The sequence below is a fragment of the Alphaproteobacteria bacterium genome (assembly GCA_023898745.1).
Classification (GTDB): Bacteria; Pseudomonadota; Alphaproteobacteria.
The window spans coordinates 401,054-420,494 of the sequence record CP060237.1 but is presented as its reverse complement, the minus strand read 5'-3'; the positions used below and the strand labels follow the sequence as shown (position 1 = coordinate 420,494).

Sequence of the window (19,441 nt, the reverse complement as noted above, 5' to 3'; positions counted from 1 at the left end):
TTTGAGGAGCCTTTTGAATTCATTATAACATAGCGCAAAAAAAATTTAACCTTTCTTCAACCTCTCCCATGCCTACCATCTAAAAATAACTGCACATTCGCATATGTGTACAAAAACACTTGCCAATGCCATAAGGTTTTTAACCGTTGACGCTGTAGAAAAAGCGCAAAGTGGTCACACAGGCATGCCCCTTGGCATGGCAGATGTCGCAACAGTTCTGTTTAAAAACCACCTGAAATTTTATGCCAAAGAGCCATTGTGGAAGCATCGCGATAAACTTATCTTATCATGCGGCCATGGTTGCATGCTGCAATATACCCTACTCTATTTAACAGGATATGAAGATATCACTATTGAAGATATCAAAAACTTCCGCCAACTTCACTCTCCTTGTTCAGGCCATCCAGAATATGGATTACTTAAAGGCATTGAAGTCACAACAGGCCCATTGGGTCAGGGTATCGGGCATGCTGTTGGTATGGCGTTATCTGATCAACATGAAGGATTAGATCGACACATATATGTGATGGTGAGTGATGGTGACTTGATGGAAGGCATTGCTCATGAAGCTTTTGCGTTAGCTAAAGAGCATAATTTATCTAAATTGATCTTCTTGTATGATGATAATCAATCCACCATAGATGGCCGAACATTTATAGGTCGTGGAATAGATAAATTAATGGCATATTATGAATTCAACTTTCAATCCATTGATGGGCATGATCCTGAAGCAATTGATCACGCCTTAACAAAAGCTCGCAAAGGAAATGTGCCACAATTTATTGCCTGCAAAACCATTATTGGATATGGCGTTAAAGAAACTGAGGGTAAATATGCTATGCACTCTGACCCTGTAGGGCAAAAATTGATTGATCATATGCGTGAACGATTTAACTGGCCTTACACACCCTTTGAAATACCTGAAGAAATTTTAAAACAGTGGCGCGATATTGGCGCACAATATAAGGATGCGTTTTTGCTAAAACCTGAATATGATAGAAACTATCGATCTGTATATCAAAACAAGGAGGTCCAGTTCACACAAGAAATGATGTCGACACGTGATGCATTTGGAGCGCTCATCAAAGAATATGATGTTATTGGGGGATCATGTGATTTAGGCGGATCAACACGCGCCAACAAAGCTAAAACTTATCGTGCATTTGGTGTGCGTGAGCATGGCATGGGAGCTGCACTCAATGGCATTGTTTTATCTAAAACCTATCGGGCATTTGGCACAACATTTTTTGTTTTTAGCGATTATATGCGCCCCGCTATTCGCATGGCTGCCCTGATGCGTGTGCCAACAGTCTTTATTTATACCCATGACTCCATCGGCGTAGGCGAAGATGGTCCTACACACCAACCTGTGGAACACCTAGCAAGTTTACGCGCAATGCCACATCTCAATGTATACCGCCCCTGCGATGCAAATGAAACACAAGTTTGCTTGCAACAAGCCTTTGAGGATATAGATAAACCTTCAGTTATTGCGCTCACGCGACAAGCACTGCCTGTAATTCACAAATTCCCAGCTTTTCCTGAGGGTGAGCTGGATTTTGTGTTTTTAGCGACAGGGTCAGAAGTGCATTTAGCACTTGAAGTGGCTACAGAATTGGAACTTAAGCACAGTGTACGCGTTGTGAGTATTCCATGTGTAGAGAAATTTCATGATTTCAAGGCTTTAGAAGGTAAAAAACGTATCATCATAGAAGCTGGGTGCCGCCAATCATGGGAGAAATTCTTGCGCCCTGGTGATATGTTTTTTGGCATAGAAGATTTTGGGCATTCTGCACCTTATACAGATGTGTATGTGGAGATGGGATTAACAAAAAACGTCATCCTGAACGCAGTAAAGGATCTTTTATAACAAAATAGCAGTCCCTTCGCTTTCGACTTCTAATGACGAAAACACTGAAAGCTGCAAGAGATCGTCATCACGAGATCTGCAAAGCAGATCGTGGGGATCCATTTTCTAGATGGCCACGTCGCTGTGCTCCTTGCCATGAAGCTCCGTGCAACTTTCGTCATTGCCTGTATATCAAAGCTTTCTTTGTGGGAAACTCAGGATGACCTAGCGAAAAAACTATGAGTCAACCAATTTTTCACCCCACATACTTCCACGTTCTGACGCTTATAACTCTCCTTTCCTCCATACACAACATACGGCACAATATTATCACTCAGACCTTCAAAATATTTAAGATTTGCCCAAAATCCAGGATGTACAGTTTCCGACGTTTTAATTTCTAAAGCATGAATGCTATTACCTTTTTCAAAAACCAAATCAATCTCACGTCCGCTTTGATCTTTAAAATAATAAAGAGTTTTTTGTATATTGCGATTTAAGAAATTTTTCATTGTTTCAACAATGATAAAGTTTTCGAATAACGCGCCTTTTAACGGATGTGTTTTTAATTGCTGAACTGTTTCTATTTCTAACAAATAACACGCTAATCCAGTATCATAAAAATAAATTTTTGGGTTTTTGATAATACGTTTTTTGAAATTTCTGAAGTACGGTTGTAGATAAAATGTTACAAAGCTTAAATTTAATATACTAATCCAATCAGATACAGTATTTTGAGAAATACCTAAATCAGTTGCGAAATACAATGCATTTTTTACTTGCCCAACATGACTTGCGCATAATTTTAACAATTTACTGAATTTTGCAAGATCTTGAATATTTTTAATTTGACGCACATCTCTCTCAATATAGGTTGAGATATAACTTGGATAAAATTCGTTTGCCGCAAGATCAAATCTATGAACTCTTGGATATCCCCCTCTTAAAATAAGCTCATAAATATCTTCTGGATAATCTAATTCTTCATAACTTAAAGGCAACAAAGTCTGTATTGCAACTCTTCCAGCAAGTGTTTGTGATATTTTTTCATTCAAAATAAAATTTTGAGAGCCTGTTAAAAGAAAAATTCCATTTTTATCTAACTCATCTACCATAAGCTGAATATAAGAAAATAAAGATGGTACGTGCTGTATTTCATCAAATATCGCGCCATTTGGATAATTAGATAAAAACTGTTTTGGATCTTCAGTGGCATACGCGCGCTTTTCCAAATCCTCAAAATTCACATAAGGCTTGTCAGCGCAAATTTGCTTTGAAAGTGTTGTTTTGCCCGACTGTCTGGGGCCTAAAAGCGCAACAATCGGAAATTTTTTGAGCAAATCTTTTAGAGAGAGAATTAATTTTCGTTCAAACAATATGTGTTATTTTCATTTTTTACTAAAAATATCCTGACAGATTTTCAGTCTGATTGCAAATTTGTCATAACTCATCGTCATCCTAACGCAGCGAAGGATCTTCCTGAGTCAAACTGAAGAAGATCCTTCACCTTCGGCTCAGGATCTGATTCATCCCCACGAATTAAATATGCGCAGACGTCATCACGAGCCTTGCGAAGCAAGGCACGGTCGTTATCCTTATATTTCTCTATCAATTTCTCCAGAAGAAAAGCTTACATGGTTAAGCGTTTAGGACTTTTTTGGATTTTAGAAAATTCGTGGGGATGGGTCAGCTCGTGATAACGGATCATATTATTTAGGCTGGCAGAGTTCAAATCCCCAAAAATGTGATGTAAATCGACATCATCCCATCAAACACAATGGTCCAAAAAATGCATTGCACAACCGCTTTTGTCGTCATATTTCCCAGAATCTTAAAATGCGTATGCACACACATCCCACGGAAACATCCAATAAACCCAATAATTGTGCCAAATACAAGCGATTTCAACAAAGTTGCGCTCAGCACTCTAAAATTTAGCAAATCATAAACACTTTGCAGATATTTAATAAAAGAGAAGTCAATTTGCAGCTTTGTCATCAGACCGCCACCTAAAATACCAAAGAAAATCGCTACAATCACCAAAATTGGCATGAAACAAATCAAGGCTAAAATACGCGGGATAATAATGGCACTTGTGGGATTAATTTTCATAGATTCTAGCGCATCAACTTCTAGTGATAATTTCATGGCACCAATTTCTGCTGCAAAGGCGCTGCCAGAACGCCCTGAAATCACCAAATATGTGATCATGCCACCAAAATAGCGGATATAAGACGGAATCAAAGCATCGGGGGCTCTGTCAGATAAACCATAATCAGACAAAGTCGTGATACCTTGATTGATTGTCACCATGCCAACCAAAAAATTTAACAGAGCAACGACGGGAATTGCTTGAATACCCACAAGATATATTTGATAGAAAAAAGTTCTTGTATAAAACTTTTCTCGCCTCAACAAAAGACGAAATGCAGTGTGAAAAACATACCCTACAAAGCTTAAAAACACATATAATGCTATATGTTACCTACGTTTCATTTAAGCAAAACAAGACCTTCTATTCAAGTATATAAATGTCATCACGAGAAGGCTTTGAATCCGGGATCTATGCAACAAAGCCTACTCACAATGACGACAACCCCTGGCTAGGTTCGCTCAGAATAACGCACACCCTCGAAAAAATCTCAAAATATGTTATACTATAGGTAATCATAGTAAAAAGATATTCAAATGACCCAATCCTATACAAAAAAACTTGTGTTAGGCGTTGTAATGGCCTGGCTTGTCCCATCAGTTGTTATGACATTTGCAGGGCTAAAATCTAGATCCTACGCAAAACCTAAATCTTTTGCTTCTCTAGAAGACCTTCCAAATGCATCGCTAGTGGTAGATGACAATTCCGAGCAGGACAGTTCTGAGATGTCAACATGGGAAGGTGATACATCCAAAGCAGAGCTTATGGATTTCTATAAAGAATGGTCCACAGAGAAAGATTCGTTAAAAATATATACCTATATGGAGAAAATTGGAAACAATTGGAATACTAGGGAATTAGGCAGAATAGAAAAATGGTTCGAGGATCATGAAACGCCAGCTATAAATATAGAAACCTTAACAAACTTACTCTTACATATACACAACAATAGATTTTATCAAGATGGTATATTCGCTCTTCCACCTATGTTTGTTTTAACAGGCATGACAGATTATGATCTTTTAAATCCAGAATACCTGAAAAAACTCTCAAGCACATTAGATCTTCTAGAGCTTGACGAAACAACTCTGACGCTTGATATGATTGAAGATTTTATGACAATTTTGCGTGGAGATTACACCGATATGATCCAAAGAGCTAAGTTGATCTTAAAACAAGAGAATATAGATCACACACAAGTAATTATACCATTCACAATACTAATGATAGAGCTCAATAAAACACTTCCAGAACGCGTTAACATTGCAAAAACATCGAAAAATCAGGTTGTGCAATACTTTTTCCAATTCCTCACTCTCTTTACAACGAAAAAGAAATTTGATGATAAAGATATTCCAGCACTTCTGAGAACACATATGTTATATACAACACAAACGCCAGAAGATTATTTAAATGTTTTGGAAAGTGTGTATCTTCTTGCAAACTATTTAAACACACCATTAACTGAAAATAATATAAAAACTATCCTCTTAATGGATCCAAAGAAACGTATTACAACAATTAAAAAATTCATCACTCTCTTAAAAGAGCAAGGCATGAAATCTCTCAACGCCGATGATGAGCCATATTTTGAGTCATATTTCGTAATCTTTACTGATATGATAGGAAAAACTGCCGATTTCTTTTCTATTAAAGATAGGGCAGAAGCAATTATGAAGAGATTCTTTAAGCAACTCGATCTTACGTATTGGATTTATTATGTAAAAGTTTCAGAAGCTTTGTATGACTTATACAATCTATCATCTAGCTCAACAAAAAAGACGTATGATTCACGCTTTAAAGAAATTGCAAAAGAGCTTGGACAAAACTTCCCACAACCAAAAGGTGAAGATGCACAAACGATCTTTGAACGCCTGCAAGTATTATGCCACACACCATATGAAGAGGAATTTCCTGCGTTTTAATCACCATTCCTACTCAAACACTTTCGTCATTTTATCAACATATATTGCAGAAATTTAACGATTTCTTCACATTTAACTAAGTTATCTTAAAGAAATGTTAATATTTGGAGCGCACCATATGTTGTTATATTTGTTTTCACTTGCAGATAAACCTCTAGAAGATCATCCTAATCCAGATCTCCTTCCAATAACACATAAAGACAGTCAAAAAATTGAGGAAGTAGAAATACATAAAAAGTTACTCAAAAGCTTAGAGCAATTAAATTCCCCCTCAATAATACCCCCTTGGTTCATTAATGTATTAAAAGTCGGAGCAAAAATGAAGGAAAGAGATGACGAGACTGCAGGACCTCTAGAGAGCTTTATATTTCTCAATAAACTATTAACAGAGACGCTTATGAGAAAAACAACATACAAAACCGCAACAGGCAGCGAGGCTGACGCTTTTTGTAACATTACAAAATCATCCGTTACGTTCTTAGATGAGCTTGTGGCACTACACAATACATTAAGCAACCACCCAAAAGTTAAAGAGTTTTATACATTTGGCACAACTTCTAGACCGACAACATTTGAACTGCTTGATTATAGTCCTGAAATCAGACTATACAAAAAAGAATGATACTCAAATTCTCAAATATACCTCTCCTCCACCGCCTTCAAATTCCCCACCCTAATACCTTCACGAATATCCGCCATCATTTTATTCATAAAATACACATTATGTATGGTTAATAATGAAATCACCGTTGGCTCTTTTGTCATCAACAGGTGATGTAAATATCCCTTGGTATAATTTTGACAGGTCGGACACTTACAATCTTCTTCAATTGGCGTTTGATCTTTCTTATATTTTGTATTACGCAAATTGATAAACTCTTTAGGCACTTTTTTCGCCAATGCGCCACCATGTCGTGCAATACGGGTTGGATGCACACAGTCAAATGTATCAATGCCAAAATGAATATTGGTGAAAATATCTCTCACACCACCGATACCTAACAAATGCACAGGTTTATCTTTATTTAAATCTTTCGTAGAAGCTTCAACAATTTCATACATTTGCTCTTTAGATTTACCAAGTGTACCTCCTATCGCATAACCAAAATATGGTTGCTCATTAGCAAATGCCGCGCTTTGTGCGCGCAAATCTTTAAAAACACCGCCATGAATAATGCCATAAAGCTTCTGCTTGCCATCATCATGTTTTGCAAACTCATCTAAACTACGCTTTGCCCAACGATGACTTAACTCCATTGATTCATAGGTTTTAAGCTTATCATCGTTATATGGCATACACTCATCTAAGACAACAATGAGATCCGCTCCTAGCTCTCTTTGAATTTGAATCGATCTCTCGGGCGTTAAAACAAACTTTGATCCATCATAATAAGACTTGAACGTTGCGCCTTCTTCAGTCATCTTAAAACCATCGTTTTTTGTCTTGTGCCCTGCTCTTTTGATTTCATTTTCAAAACCACCATGACCTAAGCTAAAAATTTGAAATCCGCCTGAATCGGTTAACATTGGACCACGCCACCCAGTAAACTTTTGCAATCCGCCCATATTTTCGATATATTCCGAACCTGGCTTAAGCATCAAATGGTATGTGTTAGATAAAATCACCTGCGTTCCTAAATCTTTCATCATATGTGTTGGCACACCTTTAATGGATGCTTTGGTTGCGCAAAAAATAAATGCAGGTGTTTCAATAACACCGTGTGGAGTGGTTAATTTGCCAAGTCTGGCACCGTTGTAGTTTTTGTATTCGAATTTGAACATGTTTCCTTTGTTATGGCAGGGCTCGTCATCACGAGGAGTGCAGCGACGTGGTGATCCATTATGGATGGCCACGCTGCGCTCGCCATGACGGTGCCACACTTTATTTCGTTGTTAATTACTTTATAAGATACTTTAAAGAATGTTTCAAATTTTCTTCATCATCCTGAGTATAAACACTTCGTCATCCTGAGCCAAAGACGAAGGACCTTCCTGAAACAAACTCGGAAAGATCCTTCTATCGCTTCGCTTGATCAGAATGACACTTTCTTTAAAGCTTAAATCAAAACATAAAATGTTTCACGTGAAACATTTTTTGAAACATTGCATATCAATCATTCTCTTAAGCTAAAGACAGCGGATCCTTCGCTACGCTCAGGATGACTCATTAAGCCAACACTCCATCACATCAACCATGCGCGAAGCAAACCCCCATTCATTGTCATAAAACGCCGAGATTTTGACTAAGTGTGGGTGGATAACCTGCGTTTGCGTTGCATCAAAGATTGCGCTGTATGGTGTGCTATTGCAGTCTATAGATACAATTTCTTCTGTGTTATAGCGTAAAATACTCTGTTGACCGTCATGACGCATTGCAGCTGCCGTTTGCATAACCTCATGAATATGATCTTGTGAAACGGGTTTTTGTGTTTCAAAAATCATATCCACAACCGACACATTTGGTGTTGGCACACGATAAGCCGCACCTGTGATAGAAATATCAGGAAACAATCGCGCCAAAGCCTTAGACGCACCTGTCGTTGAAGGCACGATAGACAGAGCGGCCGCCCTACCCCGCCTAAGGTCTTTGTGATGATTCCCGTCCACCAAATTCTGCGTCACTGTATAAGAGTGAACAGTTGTAAAATGACAAGCTTTCACGCTAAATTCTTGATGAAAAATGTGTAATAAAGGCGCTGTACAGTTTGTTGTGCAAGAGCCATTGGAGATAATTTTATGTTCTTGCCTCAATTTATGATGATTCACACCATAAATAATCGTTTCTTCTGCATCCTTGAGATTTGTTGAAATCAAAACCTTCTTAGCACCAGCATTGATGTGAGAGTACGCTTTATCAAAGGACAAAAATTGCCCAGAGCATTCAAGAACGATATCCACATTCTCATCATAAGCTGGAATTTTATGATGCGTGAAATTCACGTTATCCAATGGTGTTTGAGATACGCCGTGAACGGAATCGTACTTAAAGAGATATATCAACTTCTCCTTAGGGGTAGGATCATTGACGGTGATTTTATATGCATGATCTTTGTTTTGATACAGTAAAACGCGCAAAATTGAACGCCCTATTCGACCAAAACCGTTAATCACAATATGTTGCATTGCATCTAAAACATATCTCTCACAGGGTTAGTTTGCGGGGAAAAAAGTTAAAAAGCTGTTAAAATTGAACACAGACGTCATCACGAGGCATTTTAGCGCTGTGGTGATCCATTATAGATGGCCACGACCCTAAAGGGTCTCGCCATGACGGTGTTTTGAAGACCGTCATCACGAGGAGTGTAGCGACGTGGCGATCCATTATGGATGACCACGCTACGCTCGCCATGACGCACAATGCGAACTTATTAGAACTCAGCGCGCAACCCTGTTACAATCAAAAACGCCTCATTTTTCTTATCAACGCCCTCGCCTTTTTGATGCAAAGCAAGATCAACTTGCGTGCTCCAAGCTAAATTTTCATTGATCTGATAATTATGCCCCAACGTACCAATAACTCGGCGATTCTTAGCGCCCCAGACGTTATGAAACCCTAATCCTAATTGGTTTTTCTCATTAATCTCACATTTCACAGATAGATTAAACGCCTTTTCTTCATGCTTTACATCACCAAAAAATTCAAATGCTGCAGACCATTTACTTACACCCAAAGACCCACTCAATAAATACGCAGCGCTGCTTCCTGCATGTTTTTTGTTGATATATTCATCACCCTTCAACAAACAAGATCCCGTAATCGCAAACTTAACATCATCAACCTTACCCTTATATAGCGCCAAAAGTGTTGTAAAATTCGTGCCCTGAGCGGCATTTCTAGGTTGATCGCCATGCACATTATCAAAAGGCGCATAACTCGCTGCAAACTGCCATCCATTAATCTCAGGAGATAGATAATTCAACTTAAAAGAAATACTGTTATCATTCAAAAATGCAGAGCCTTTATAAATCCCATATGTTTCCATATGCCCCTCATATACAGGCGCACGCAACCACACCGTTGGCATATTTTTTTGCGCCAACTTGCCAATCATAAAACATACATCCTTATTTTGCCCTACATGCACTGTTCCCCAATTACTGTTTTCAATTTTGAAATACATACGGTCTACAAGGTTATGGATTTTTGTTTCATTGACCTTAGCTTGCTCATGGTTAAATCTCATCACATACCCAATTTTCGTGCCACTTTCATCTTTATAAGCGCCCTCAAAAAAGATCTTTGCCTCAGATACATTACTGCTTAAGCCATCTGGTTTATGATCAAATTTCTTTGATTGCCCCACAATGCTACCTTCCGCCGTCATCACACCGCCCATTTTGATCTCAATATCACCATCTTTCACAGATGTGCTGGCGGTTAAGATAGGTTTTTTATCTTTGTTAGTATAGGTATGATGATCAACGCCGGAAAATAAGAAAAACAATAGAGTGGGTGTGTAAAAGGTTATTTATTTATACCAGATTTTCATGGTCATGGCGAGTGGAGCGTGGCTATCCATCCGTCTTCGCAAATTTTGCCTTCAGCAAAATTTAGCTACGACGAGATTGATCGAGTCGAAGCGTGTGAAGTGGATGTCTCGCCGAAGCTCTTTAGAGCGTAGGCGGGCGCCTCCATGGATCACCACGTCGCTGCGCTCCTCGTGATGACGAATGACCGAGTTTCGTCATTGCGAGCGTTTGCCAAAACGCGTGGCAACCCATGGATCACAGCAACAAAAATGCCATCAAAAACAAAAAACTCAATCCAAACACGATCCAAACCCAGGCTGTAGAATTGCTGTGTGAATGATCTTCATGAAAATTATACATATCAGACAAACGCGTTAATCTACGCCTATCTGATTTTGTATGTGGATAATCCATAAAGATAATATTCTTGCCATTTAGCGCTTTTAAAACCACCTGACTTGCACTAGCTAAGTCGCGATAATACGCAATAATCGTGGAGCAATCTCTCGTATCCAGAGTATAGTCAGAAGCGTATTTTGACACCATGTCATTAAATGCATTCCACAACATAGTTTTGTTGTTAGATTTTACGCATATTGTTGTCATAGCACACCTCCTACCCTGTCATCTGAGAGCATCACAACTCGCACGCCATCACGAACCTTGCGCAACAAGGCGTGGTGATCCATGGATGGCCACGCTACGCTCGCCATGACGACCATATTTCCATACTCAGACTCCTTCAAAACCGATAAATACAAAACTGAAACGTAACTTTTTTATCAAAACACATGGATATTTGCTGTTCTAGATTCTTTTTAAGCTCATCATTCACATAATCCTTACTCATATATACTTCATCAAGCTCTACCTCAACATTAAGATAAGTTTGATCATTTATAAGCGCATCGCAAAATACTTTTGTGCAGGGAGAGTGACTAAAAACGTGGAAATGATGTTGCTTAAATTGCCCTTTGAGCTGACAAGATAAATCCGCGAGCGTGCACCAAAGAAGGTAGGGGATTTTTAATAGCGCGATAGCGTCATCACGAGGGACACAGTCCCGTGGTGATCCATTATGGATGACCACGCCGCTGCGCTCCTCGTCATGATGACATTTAGCTTTAATATCTTGCATACAAATATTTTTATATATTCATATTATTATTATATTTTTATTTGCAAATATTTTCAATTGTTATATCATAGAGTATAAGAAGTAATTTTTTATTCATATTATGAGTGAAGAAGTTTCGGTTGAAGTAAGTGTCACAATTGAAACAAAAATTGATCCTGAAAAAGAAACGATAAATATAGATGTGAGGTAAAATGGGCGTTGTAAGAGGCTCTTCCATCTCAAAACAAATTCAAGAACGACTCGATAATTTCGAGGATAAAGCCTTTGACCTTTGTTATACCGAAAAAATCAAAATTCATGCACCTTGTGATTACAAAAGCGATAATATCGAGCATGTTTTATTTTACTTAAAGGGTATTTTGGATATTGAGCAACGTTTCACGAATGGCGAAACATTTGCTAAAAATGTAGAATTTGAAAATATTTTCTACAAATGTGATCAATGTCATGCAAAAGAAGAAGATTGTATCAATGTAGATCTAGGACATCACCGTGAAACATTCGAGAAAAATGATATAGAAATACTTGTGTCATTTAAAAAGTTAGGAGAATAAATGCTTATATATTGGACTAACCCCAACAGGAAGACTATCTATAGAGGTAACGCCGATGGATCTGCAGCAGAAAGGCTTTTTGAAGGATTAACTATCGGAGCACCAACAGGTCTAGCACTACATGAAGACACGCTATATTGGACAGACTCTAAAGGTAATGCAATTTATAAAGGCAATGCGGATGGATCCGGAACACCCACGATTTTGTTTTCTGGAACGCCTGGACTTAATAAACCCCTAGGACTATTCTTAAAAGACAATGCGCTATATTGGACAAATGAAGGTAATGATAGTATTTACAAAGGCAATATGGATGGATCGGGAGCTCCTGTGAAAATACTTTCTGGCAACCCTGAGGTAACTCAACCTTTGAATTTAATCTTAGACGACTCCGCCCAAGCGGAAGAGCCAAAAGAAGCACGCCCAGATAAAGAAGTAAAATAGCATGAGAAAGGTAAAGTGATGTTTATCTACTGGACGAACCGAGACAGCAACGCCATTTATAGAAGTAATGTTAATGGATCTCAAATCACAAAACTTTTTGATGGGTTAGATATCGGAACACCAACAGGTCTAGCGCTGCATGAAAACACGCTATATTGGACAGATTCTAAAGGTAATGCAATTTATAAGGGCAATGCGGATGGGTCTGGAACGCCCACAATTTTGTTCGCTGGAACATCCGCACTTGATAGACCTTCAGGATTATTTCACAAAGATAATGCGCTTTATTGGACAAATGAGGATAGCAATAGCATTTACACAGGAAATATAGATGGATCCGGAACACCTGTTAAACTATTTTCTGGCAGCCCTGAGGTAGATAATTCTTTCAGCGTCATTTTAGATAATTCAACACAAACAATACAGCCTGAATCAGAATTTGATAACAATAGATTTAAGTTGCTCCGCAAACAACAAAACGACCGTATCAATACAAGAAACGCTAACTCTTAACTACCCACAGGCAGAAAAGAACAAGAACCTCCAATCCTTGTTAGTTTTATTGCGAAACTTCGCTATCTTTTTTTCTTAGATTTACGCTAAAATGGGGAAAATATACGTCGTCACAAGGAGTGTAGCAACCTAATGATAGGATATGGATTGCCACGCGTTCTGATGAACGCTCGCAATGACAACAGTCCGTCATCACGAGATCTGCGCAGCAGATCGTGGTAATCCGGAATAGATGACTGCTACACACCTCGCCATGACAGACTAAGGAAAACACCATGGACCTAAAAACGAAAGCCCTCAATTACCACGCGCAACATCCAGCAGGAAAAATCGGCACAGCAACAACCAAGCCTGTAGCTTTGAATGATGATTTAAGCCTCGCCTACACCCCAGGTGTTGCAGCACCATGTTTAGAAATTGCGCGAGACCCTGAAAACGCTTACAAATATACCAACAAAGGTCATTTGGTTGCCGTCATCAGCAATGGCACAGCTGTTTTAGGATTAGGAAACATTGGCGCATTAGCATCCAAGCCTGTAATGGAAGGAAAATCTGTTCTTCTTAAAAGATTTAGTGGCCTAGATTCTTTTGATATCGAAGTAGATTGTCAAAATGTAGATAAATTGGTTGAAATTATTGCTGCAATTTCCCCATCTTTTGGCGCTATAAATTTAGAAGACATAAAAGCACCTGAGTGTTTTGAAGTTGAGAAACGACTAATAAATCAACTTAATATGCCTGTTTTTCATGATGATCAACATGGAACAGCGGTGGTTACATTAGCAGGTTTAAAGAGTGCATTGGAATTACAAAACAAAAAATTCCACGAGGTAAAAATTGTTATGGTAGGTGCAGGCTCAGCCGGTATTGCGATTGCAAATTTCCTCTTAAAGTTTGGCGTCAAAAAATCTCAAATCTATATGTTTGATTCTCAAGGTCTTTTACATAAGGGTAGGGGAGATTTAAATACTTATAAACAAGATTTTGCCGAACACACCTCCGATATTTCTTTAGAAGATGCTATGAAAGGGTGTGATGTATTTTTAGGAATCTCTGTAAAAGATATTCTTTCAAGAGAAATGGTTCAAACAATGTCTAGAAATGCAATCATTTTTGCCATGACAAATCCAGATCCTGAAATAAAACCAGAAATCGTTTGGGACGTGCGTCCAGATATTTTGATGGCGACCGGAAGAGGGGATTACCCAAATCAGATCAATAATGTTCTTTGCTTCCCATATTTGTTTAGAGGCACTCTTGATGTTGGCGCAAGAAAGATTACAGATGCTATGAAAATTGCTTGTGTGAACGCATTGTCTGATTTAGCCAAGCTTGAAGTTCCACGTGGAACATTAGAGAAATATAACTTGACAGAGCTATCCTATGGCAAGGATTATTTCATTCCAAAAGCGCTAGATGAGAGATTGTTAACCTTCGTTACACCTCGCATTGCAGATGCTGCGATTCAATCTGGGGTGGCGCAAAGAGCTATGCCTGAGAACTATGAAGATGTATTATCTGGCTAATGTTGTCATAGCAACGCAACTATCCATGGATCACCACGGCGCATTTCATGCGCCTCGTGATGACAAAACTCAGCAAATCGTCATAGCGAGGAGCGGAGCGACGTGGCTATCCATGGATCACCACAGCACTTCGTGCCTCGTAATGACGGAGTGATACAATGACCTCACACATCAAAAAATTCCTCATCATGATGCGCTCTGAAAAGGGCTTATCTAAAAATACAGTAGAAGCATATGAGAGGGATTTAAAACACTTCTTATCGTCATGGCGAAGCCCCAAAGGGGCTGTGGCCATCCATAATGGATCACCACAGGACTTCGTCCCTCGTGATGACGTTCTGCTAACACTCACAGAAGACCAAATCCGCCAATACCTCAACGCCCTCACCATAAACTCTCGCTCTATCGCACGCAAAATATCTGCGTTGAAACAATTTTATATGTTTTTGATGCGTCAAAAACTGATTCAAAAGAATCCTATGGATAATATTTCGAGCCCAAAAATCAAACCCCCATTTCCAAAAACACTGACAAAAGAAGAGGTGGAAATATTGCTAAAAGCCGCAGCAGATAAGGATTTTAGGCTTTCTACGATGCTTGAAATTTTGTATGCAACCGGTTTGCGCATCAGTGAATTGATCAGTTTAAAAACATCGAATTTTTCTTATTATGATGATCATCCGATTTTGCTCATAAAAGGGAAGGGGGGTCGTGAACGAATTGTGCCTTTGGGAGAAACATCACATAAACAATTGAAGGAGTATCTAGTAGATATGACGCCGTCATGGCGAAGCCCCAAAGGGGCTGTGGCCATCCATAATGGATCACCACGTCGCTCCGCTCCTCGTGATGACGGCGGCGGTATCCGCAATACTTGGATGTTCCCATCCTTCGGAGCCTCAGGTCACATTACGCGTCAACGCATGGGCCAACTCCTTAAAGAAATCGCTTTAAGCGTAAACATTGACCCGGAAAAAGTCTCTCCCCACATCCTACGCCATGCATTTGCTACCCATATGCTGCAAAGTGGGGCGGATTTAACCTTGATTAAGGAATTATTGGGTCACAAAAATCTCTCCACCTCTGAAATTTACCTGCATGTACTACCGCAAGACCTGAAAAACCTTGTGGAGCAATATCATCCTGCGAAGGGGTTGATGATATCAGAGTGATATCGTCATCACGAATCCGCCGCAGCTTTAGCGAAGGCGAGATGTGGTGATCCATGGATGGCCACGCATTCTAACGAGCGCTCGCAATGACGACGCGCCTCCTTTACCTACATAAACTCAGGATCCCACGCACTTTCCTTCGACCATCCACAAGGGTCTTTGCATGAATATGATGTTGCTTGCACCCATACAGATGTCTTTTTTTCATTTACACAAGGATCCGGCTTGCATAGCGTTTCACACGAAACTTCGCAAGGTTTATCCTCCACATATGCGCAGTCGTCAGCGTAATCTTCACAGACATCTTGCCATTCGCCCTGATCAGCACACTTAGAATCCGTCATGGCGAGCGTAGCGTGACCATCCATAGCTGGATCACCACGTCGCTTCGCTCCTCGTGATGACGATTCATATTGTGCGCCTCGTGATGACGGCTTATCGTACACGCCTCGTGATGACGGTTTAGAACTCGTCATGGCGAGCGTAGCGTGGCCATCCATACATCCTTCATCATGTGAAGACGCAGCACAAGGATGCTCATCAAAACAAGCCTCCCATTTGTTTTCATATACTTCGCCTTCATCAGCTTCATAATTCTGTTCTATGTCAGTCCATCCATCCGATTCAAATTTCTTGGATTTCGTTATGGTGATTGAAGCATTATCCTCCATAGCTGGATCACCACGTCGCTTCGCTCCTCGTGATGACGATCCATATGGCGCTCCTCGTGATGACGATTCATATTGCACGCCTCGTGATGACAGTTTAGAACTCGTCATGGCGAGCGAAGCGTGGCCATCTATATGTCCTTTGTCACGTAAAGACACACGTGGATGTTCATCAAACCTTAAATCCCAACCACCTTCAGCTGAATCTGAAATAAACCCATTATAACCATCTTTCCATGTGCCTAAATTCTCACATTCCCATTCCTCAGGCGTCAATGAAAATGGGTCACATTCTGATTCGCAAGAATCTTCACACACAGGATGTGGTGGACATGGCCTTAAAACCCGAACTTTTTCTGCATTACACAGATCCAGAAAAAACCCATATTTCATTTCAATCACTTTTAAGCAATCTTCATCTTCACAGGTGTAAAGCCCCATAATTTGGATATTAGACCCTTGTATGGCATGCAAAATACAGGGTTTGATTTTATCCAAGCATTTTAACTCAGCAACCGTGGTGCAAACAGTGACAGGACACATATCAATGCATTGCGGCGCCGCTGCAAGAAAATCCAAAACATCTTGAAAAGAAACAGTTCCACACGGACATAACAAAGCTTTCATTGGTGTAAAGATATAAGTTTAATATTTTCATCTTATCGCTTAAATACAAAATTTAGAATAAATTTATAACGAATACGCTTTGTTTTTATATAAAAACTTGAAAAAACGCTGATTTTCTGGTATAATGGGGGCTAAGAGCTACGCTATTGTAGCTCCCGTAATTACATATAAGGAGACATAATAATATGGTAAATGTTTATTTTTACACACCTTTGGAATTAACAACAGGTTCAGCTATCGCCCTTTCACAAGGCCAAAGCTTAGCAACAACAGGCGTGCAAGTATTCACAGGTCCGCTAAACGTACCATTCGTGACGTTTTCAAACACTGTTAACGCTATTGCAAACACCTTTAGAACAAGCAATGCAAATTCTCTAAATGTTGATACAAAAACAACAGATGATATATTTTTAGATGCAGTTTTGTCTGTAGAGACAAATCTTTTATTGGGTGGAACTATTGCCGCAACTATGCCTACGGGCGGTGCAGGAGCGGCAGCAGCAATCGCAATTATTGAAACTTTGTTAGCAGGTGGAGATGATGTGGCAGCAGAAGCAGTGGCATTATTAGCTGGCGCAACTGATCTAGTCGAAATAGCGGCCGGAATCGCACAAGCAAAAGTTGTTATTGCAGCAACACAACCTGTAATTGTTGCGCAAGTGCCAACATTCTCCAGAGACCAAGCGGTTTGGAGCGGCATTGCACTTATGAGTTCAGCATTAAAATTCTCTAATGTGCCATTTAATACAAATGGAATTGATTTACTTCCATTTTCAGCATTCCCATACTCTTAAGTATGCGATCATGAGCGCTTTTTGCGCTTCATGATATCTGAGATACTTTGAAAAAATCTCACTTAAGTATCCTCTAACTAACAGGTTTATATAAACTTCACACTGAATTTAGTAATTTCGCAACCCCTACAGGATTTGCAGGATATAAAAATAGACTCTTCTAAACAAATGGTAGAAATAAAACAATTTGTTCAGATATAGACCCTCTCACTAGACCTAAACAATAATTAAAGGCATCTTTTAAAATAGACCACAGTTTATCACTATCGTTCCTGAAGAATTTTTAGTACTATATGCGCTCATCCTACCACAACCTTAAAGGTTTTGTTCCAAGTCTTTTTGCGCATAAAATATAGACAAAATCCATTTTTTATGATATAATGAAACCTGAGAGCTATATCATTAGCTCTCAAAAATAAAAAAAGGAAACATAACATGGCAGAGTATTTTTATATGCCATTAGAGGCAACAATAACACATACTATACAACTTTCAACTATGCAGTCATCAAATTTGAAAAGCTTGCATATTTTCTTTAATAGCAATACAAACCTTCCGTTTAAAACTGCAGGAAAATCTATCAAAGAAATAGCCAATATCTTTAGAACCCACTCTAACGAAGGAATTAATTTGACTTTCGGGCTCAAAGATATTACTACATTTGTAGAAGACAAAGAAGCTGCGGCTGCAGAAAAAGCTATAGAGGTGTTAACATTTCAGAGAGGGATGAGCGCTTTGCCTGCAGATAGTACAATTCTAGAAGCTGCGCTTGTAATAGGCGCACAAGTCGCTCAAAATGCTGGCTTTACAGCCACTGTCAATGCTGTAATCAATCAAGTGCCAAACATTATTGTGCCCCCTATAATAACTGCAGGAGAAGTTGGATTAGCAGTAGAAGAAGCGGAAACTGTTTTTCATCAAATAACTGATGGCAAAGTCGTTTTAATCGCTGAATGTCCTGCATATTCAAGAGATCATGCGTTTTGGACTGGACTAAGCTTGCTTAACAGAATTTCTAATATTCAAGCAATGCCGTTTACAGCATTTCCATACTCTTAAAAAATAATGAGCGCAATTTCTCGCTTATTATTTCCCAAAAAAACCTTTATTTAAAATAAATTTCGTTATATACTTAATATAGAAGATATATAATAACGTATAAATGTCTTTCTTTTTAATCAAACAAGAGCATGGGCTCGCACTATTAAAGCAAGCGGTTTTGTCGCAAGCGCCTGATATGCAAATCGATATCTTGGGTATTGAGCTTATTGGTGATTTTAACATGGATAATCTATGTGCGTTGTTAGAAAATCCTGCTGCACCCTTGCAGCATTTTGATTTAAAAGACGGAGATACGGTAATTTTTGAATTACCACTTTATGTATTTGATCATGTGTTATGGACAGGCATTGTGCAATACAAAAAGGCTATTGACAATAAATTACAGCAATTATCTGGCAATACTAATGACTCTATTAATGTAATTCCTATGGCATGCCCCTCAAGCAGTTTGCAAAATTGTTAAATGATGAATATCGTCACCACGAGTGTTCTTTAGAACACATGGTGATCCATTATGGATTGCCACACTCTCTGCGAGAGCTCGCAA

Annotated in this window: 19 protein-coding genes; 11 read left to right on the top strand and 8 right to left on the bottom strand. The window is 39.1% G+C overall.

From position 1 onward, the window contains the following. The first annotated feature begins 103 nt into the window (after positions 1-103). Positions 104-1,870, top strand: coding sequence for a transketolase (locus H6850_02080; protein ID USO02755.1), 1,767 nt, complete (start codon positions 104-106; stop codon positions 1,868-1,870). A 194-nt stretch (positions 1,871-2,064) separates the two neighbouring features. Here the strand turns inward: H6850_02080 and H6850_02075 are convergent, their stop codons facing one another. Together H6850_02075 and H6850_02070 are read right to left on the bottom strand one after the other, a co-directional pair. Continuing rightward, a complete protein-coding gene (locus tag H6850_02075) occupies positions 2,065-3,225 on the bottom strand; it encodes an ATP-binding protein (protein USO02754.1) in 1,161 nt (386 codons plus the stop codon). 352 nt (positions 3,226-3,577) lie between these two features. Next, positions 3,578-4,315: an ABC transporter permease gene (locus tag H6850_02070; GenBank protein ID USO02753.1), complete on the bottom strand. Its 738-nt coding sequence runs from the start codon at positions 4,313-4,315 to the stop codon at positions 3,578-3,580. A gap of 222 nt (positions 4,316-4,537) precedes the next feature. Here H6850_02070 and H6850_02065 point away from each other — a divergent pair, with 222 nt between their 5' ends. Beyond that, positions 4,538-5,926 carry a hypothetical protein gene (locus H6850_02065; GenBank protein ID USO02752.1) on the top strand — a complete coding sequence of 463 codons (1,389 nt, stop codon included), beginning with the start codon at positions 4,538-4,540 and terminating at the stop codon, positions 5,924-5,926. A gap of 118 nt (positions 5,927-6,044) precedes the next feature. Next, a complete protein-coding gene (locus H6850_02060; GenBank protein USO02751.1) occupies positions 6,045-6,548 on the top strand; it encodes a hypothetical protein in 504 nt (167 codons plus the stop codon). A gap of 11 nt (positions 6,549-6,559) precedes the next feature. Here the strand turns inward: H6850_02060 and tgt are convergent, their stop codons facing one another. The 5 genes from tgt to H6850_02035 all read right to left on the bottom strand — a co-directional run bounded on the left by tgt (position 6,560) and on the right by H6850_02035 (position 11,534). Next, positions 6,560-7,708, bottom strand: a complete 1,149-nt coding sequence (gene tgt / locus H6850_02055; GenBank protein ID USO02750.1) for a tRNA guanosine(34) transglycosylase Tgt — start codon at positions 7,706-7,708, stop codon at positions 6,560-6,562. A gap of 372 nt (positions 7,709-8,080) precedes the next feature. Next, complete coding sequence (locus H6850_02050) at positions 8,081-9,049, bottom strand: hypothetical protein (GenBank protein ID USO02749.1); 969 nt, start codon at positions 9,047-9,049, stop codon at positions 8,081-8,083. Positions 9,050-9,294: 245 nt separating this feature from the next. Beyond that, entirely contained in the window at positions 9,295-10,371 is a 1,077-nt protein-coding gene (locus tag H6850_02045) for a porin (protein USO02748.1), read from the bottom strand. Positions 10,372-10,651: 280 nt separating this feature from the next. Continuing rightward, positions 10,652-11,002, bottom strand: coding sequence for a hypothetical protein (locus tag H6850_02040; protein USO02747.1), 351 nt, complete (start codon positions 11,000-11,002; stop codon positions 10,652-10,654). 136 nt (positions 11,003-11,138) lie between these two features. Beyond that, on the bottom strand, positions 11,139-11,534 hold the full coding sequence (locus H6850_02035; GenBank protein USO02746.1) for a hypothetical protein: 396 nt from the start codon (positions 11,532-11,534) through the stop codon (positions 11,139-11,141). 191 nt (positions 11,535-11,725) lie between these two features. Here H6850_02035 and H6850_02030 point away from each other — a divergent pair, with 191 nt between their 5' ends. The 5 genes from H6850_02030 (at position 11,726) to H6850_02010 (ending at position 15,743) form a co-directional block, all read left to right on the top strand. Continuing rightward, positions 11,726-12,088, top strand: coding sequence for a hypothetical protein (locus H6850_02030; GenBank protein ID USO02745.1), 363 nt, complete (start codon positions 11,726-11,728; stop codon positions 12,086-12,088). Beyond that, positions 12,089-12,532: a hypothetical protein gene (locus H6850_02025; GenBank protein USO02744.1), complete on the top strand. Its 444-nt coding sequence runs from the start codon at positions 12,089-12,091 to the stop codon at positions 12,530-12,532. It abuts the gene before it with no gap. An 18-nt stretch (positions 12,533-12,550) separates the two neighbouring features. Then, entirely contained in the window at positions 12,551-13,045 is a 495-nt protein-coding gene (locus H6850_02020) for a hypothetical protein (protein USO02743.1), read from the top strand. A 275-nt stretch (positions 13,046-13,320) separates the two neighbouring features. After that, entirely contained in the window at positions 13,321-14,571 is a 1,251-nt protein-coding gene (locus H6850_02015; protein ID USO02742.1) for a malate dehydrogenase, read from the top strand. A 188-nt stretch (positions 14,572-14,759) separates the two neighbouring features. Next, positions 14,760-15,743 carry a tyrosine-type recombinase/integrase gene (locus H6850_02010; GenBank protein USO02741.1) on the top strand — a complete coding sequence of 328 codons (984 nt, stop codon included), beginning with the start codon at positions 14,760-14,762 and terminating at the stop codon, positions 15,741-15,743. A 107-nt stretch (positions 15,744-15,850) separates the two neighbouring features. On the opposite strand, the gene H6850_02005 is transcribed toward H6850_02010, so the two are convergent. Beyond that, positions 15,851-17,038, bottom strand: coding sequence for a hypothetical protein (locus H6850_02005; GenBank protein USO02740.1), 1,188 nt, complete (start codon positions 17,036-17,038; stop codon positions 15,851-15,853). A 185-nt stretch (positions 17,039-17,223) separates the two neighbouring features. Between H6850_02005 and H6850_02000 the strand changes: the two genes are divergently transcribed. From H6850_02000 to H6850_01990, 3 genes are all read left to right on the top strand, one after another. Beyond that, the gene (locus H6850_02000; protein ID USO02739.1) at positions 17,224-17,832 is read left to right on the top strand and encodes a hypothetical protein; all 609 of its coding nucleotides are present in this window, start codon (positions 17,224-17,226) and stop codon (positions 17,830-17,832) included. Positions 17,833-18,267: 435 nt separating this feature from the next. Then, positions 18,268-18,891, top strand: a complete 624-nt coding sequence (locus tag H6850_01995) for a hypothetical protein (GenBank protein ID USO02738.1) — start codon at positions 18,268-18,270, stop codon at positions 18,889-18,891. Between the two features lie 103 nt (positions 18,892-18,994). Then, a complete protein-coding gene (locus H6850_01990) occupies positions 18,995-19,357 on the top strand; it encodes a hypothetical protein (GenBank protein ID USO02737.1) in 363 nt (120 codons plus the stop codon). The last annotated feature ends 84 nt before the right edge of the window (positions 19,358-19,441 follow it).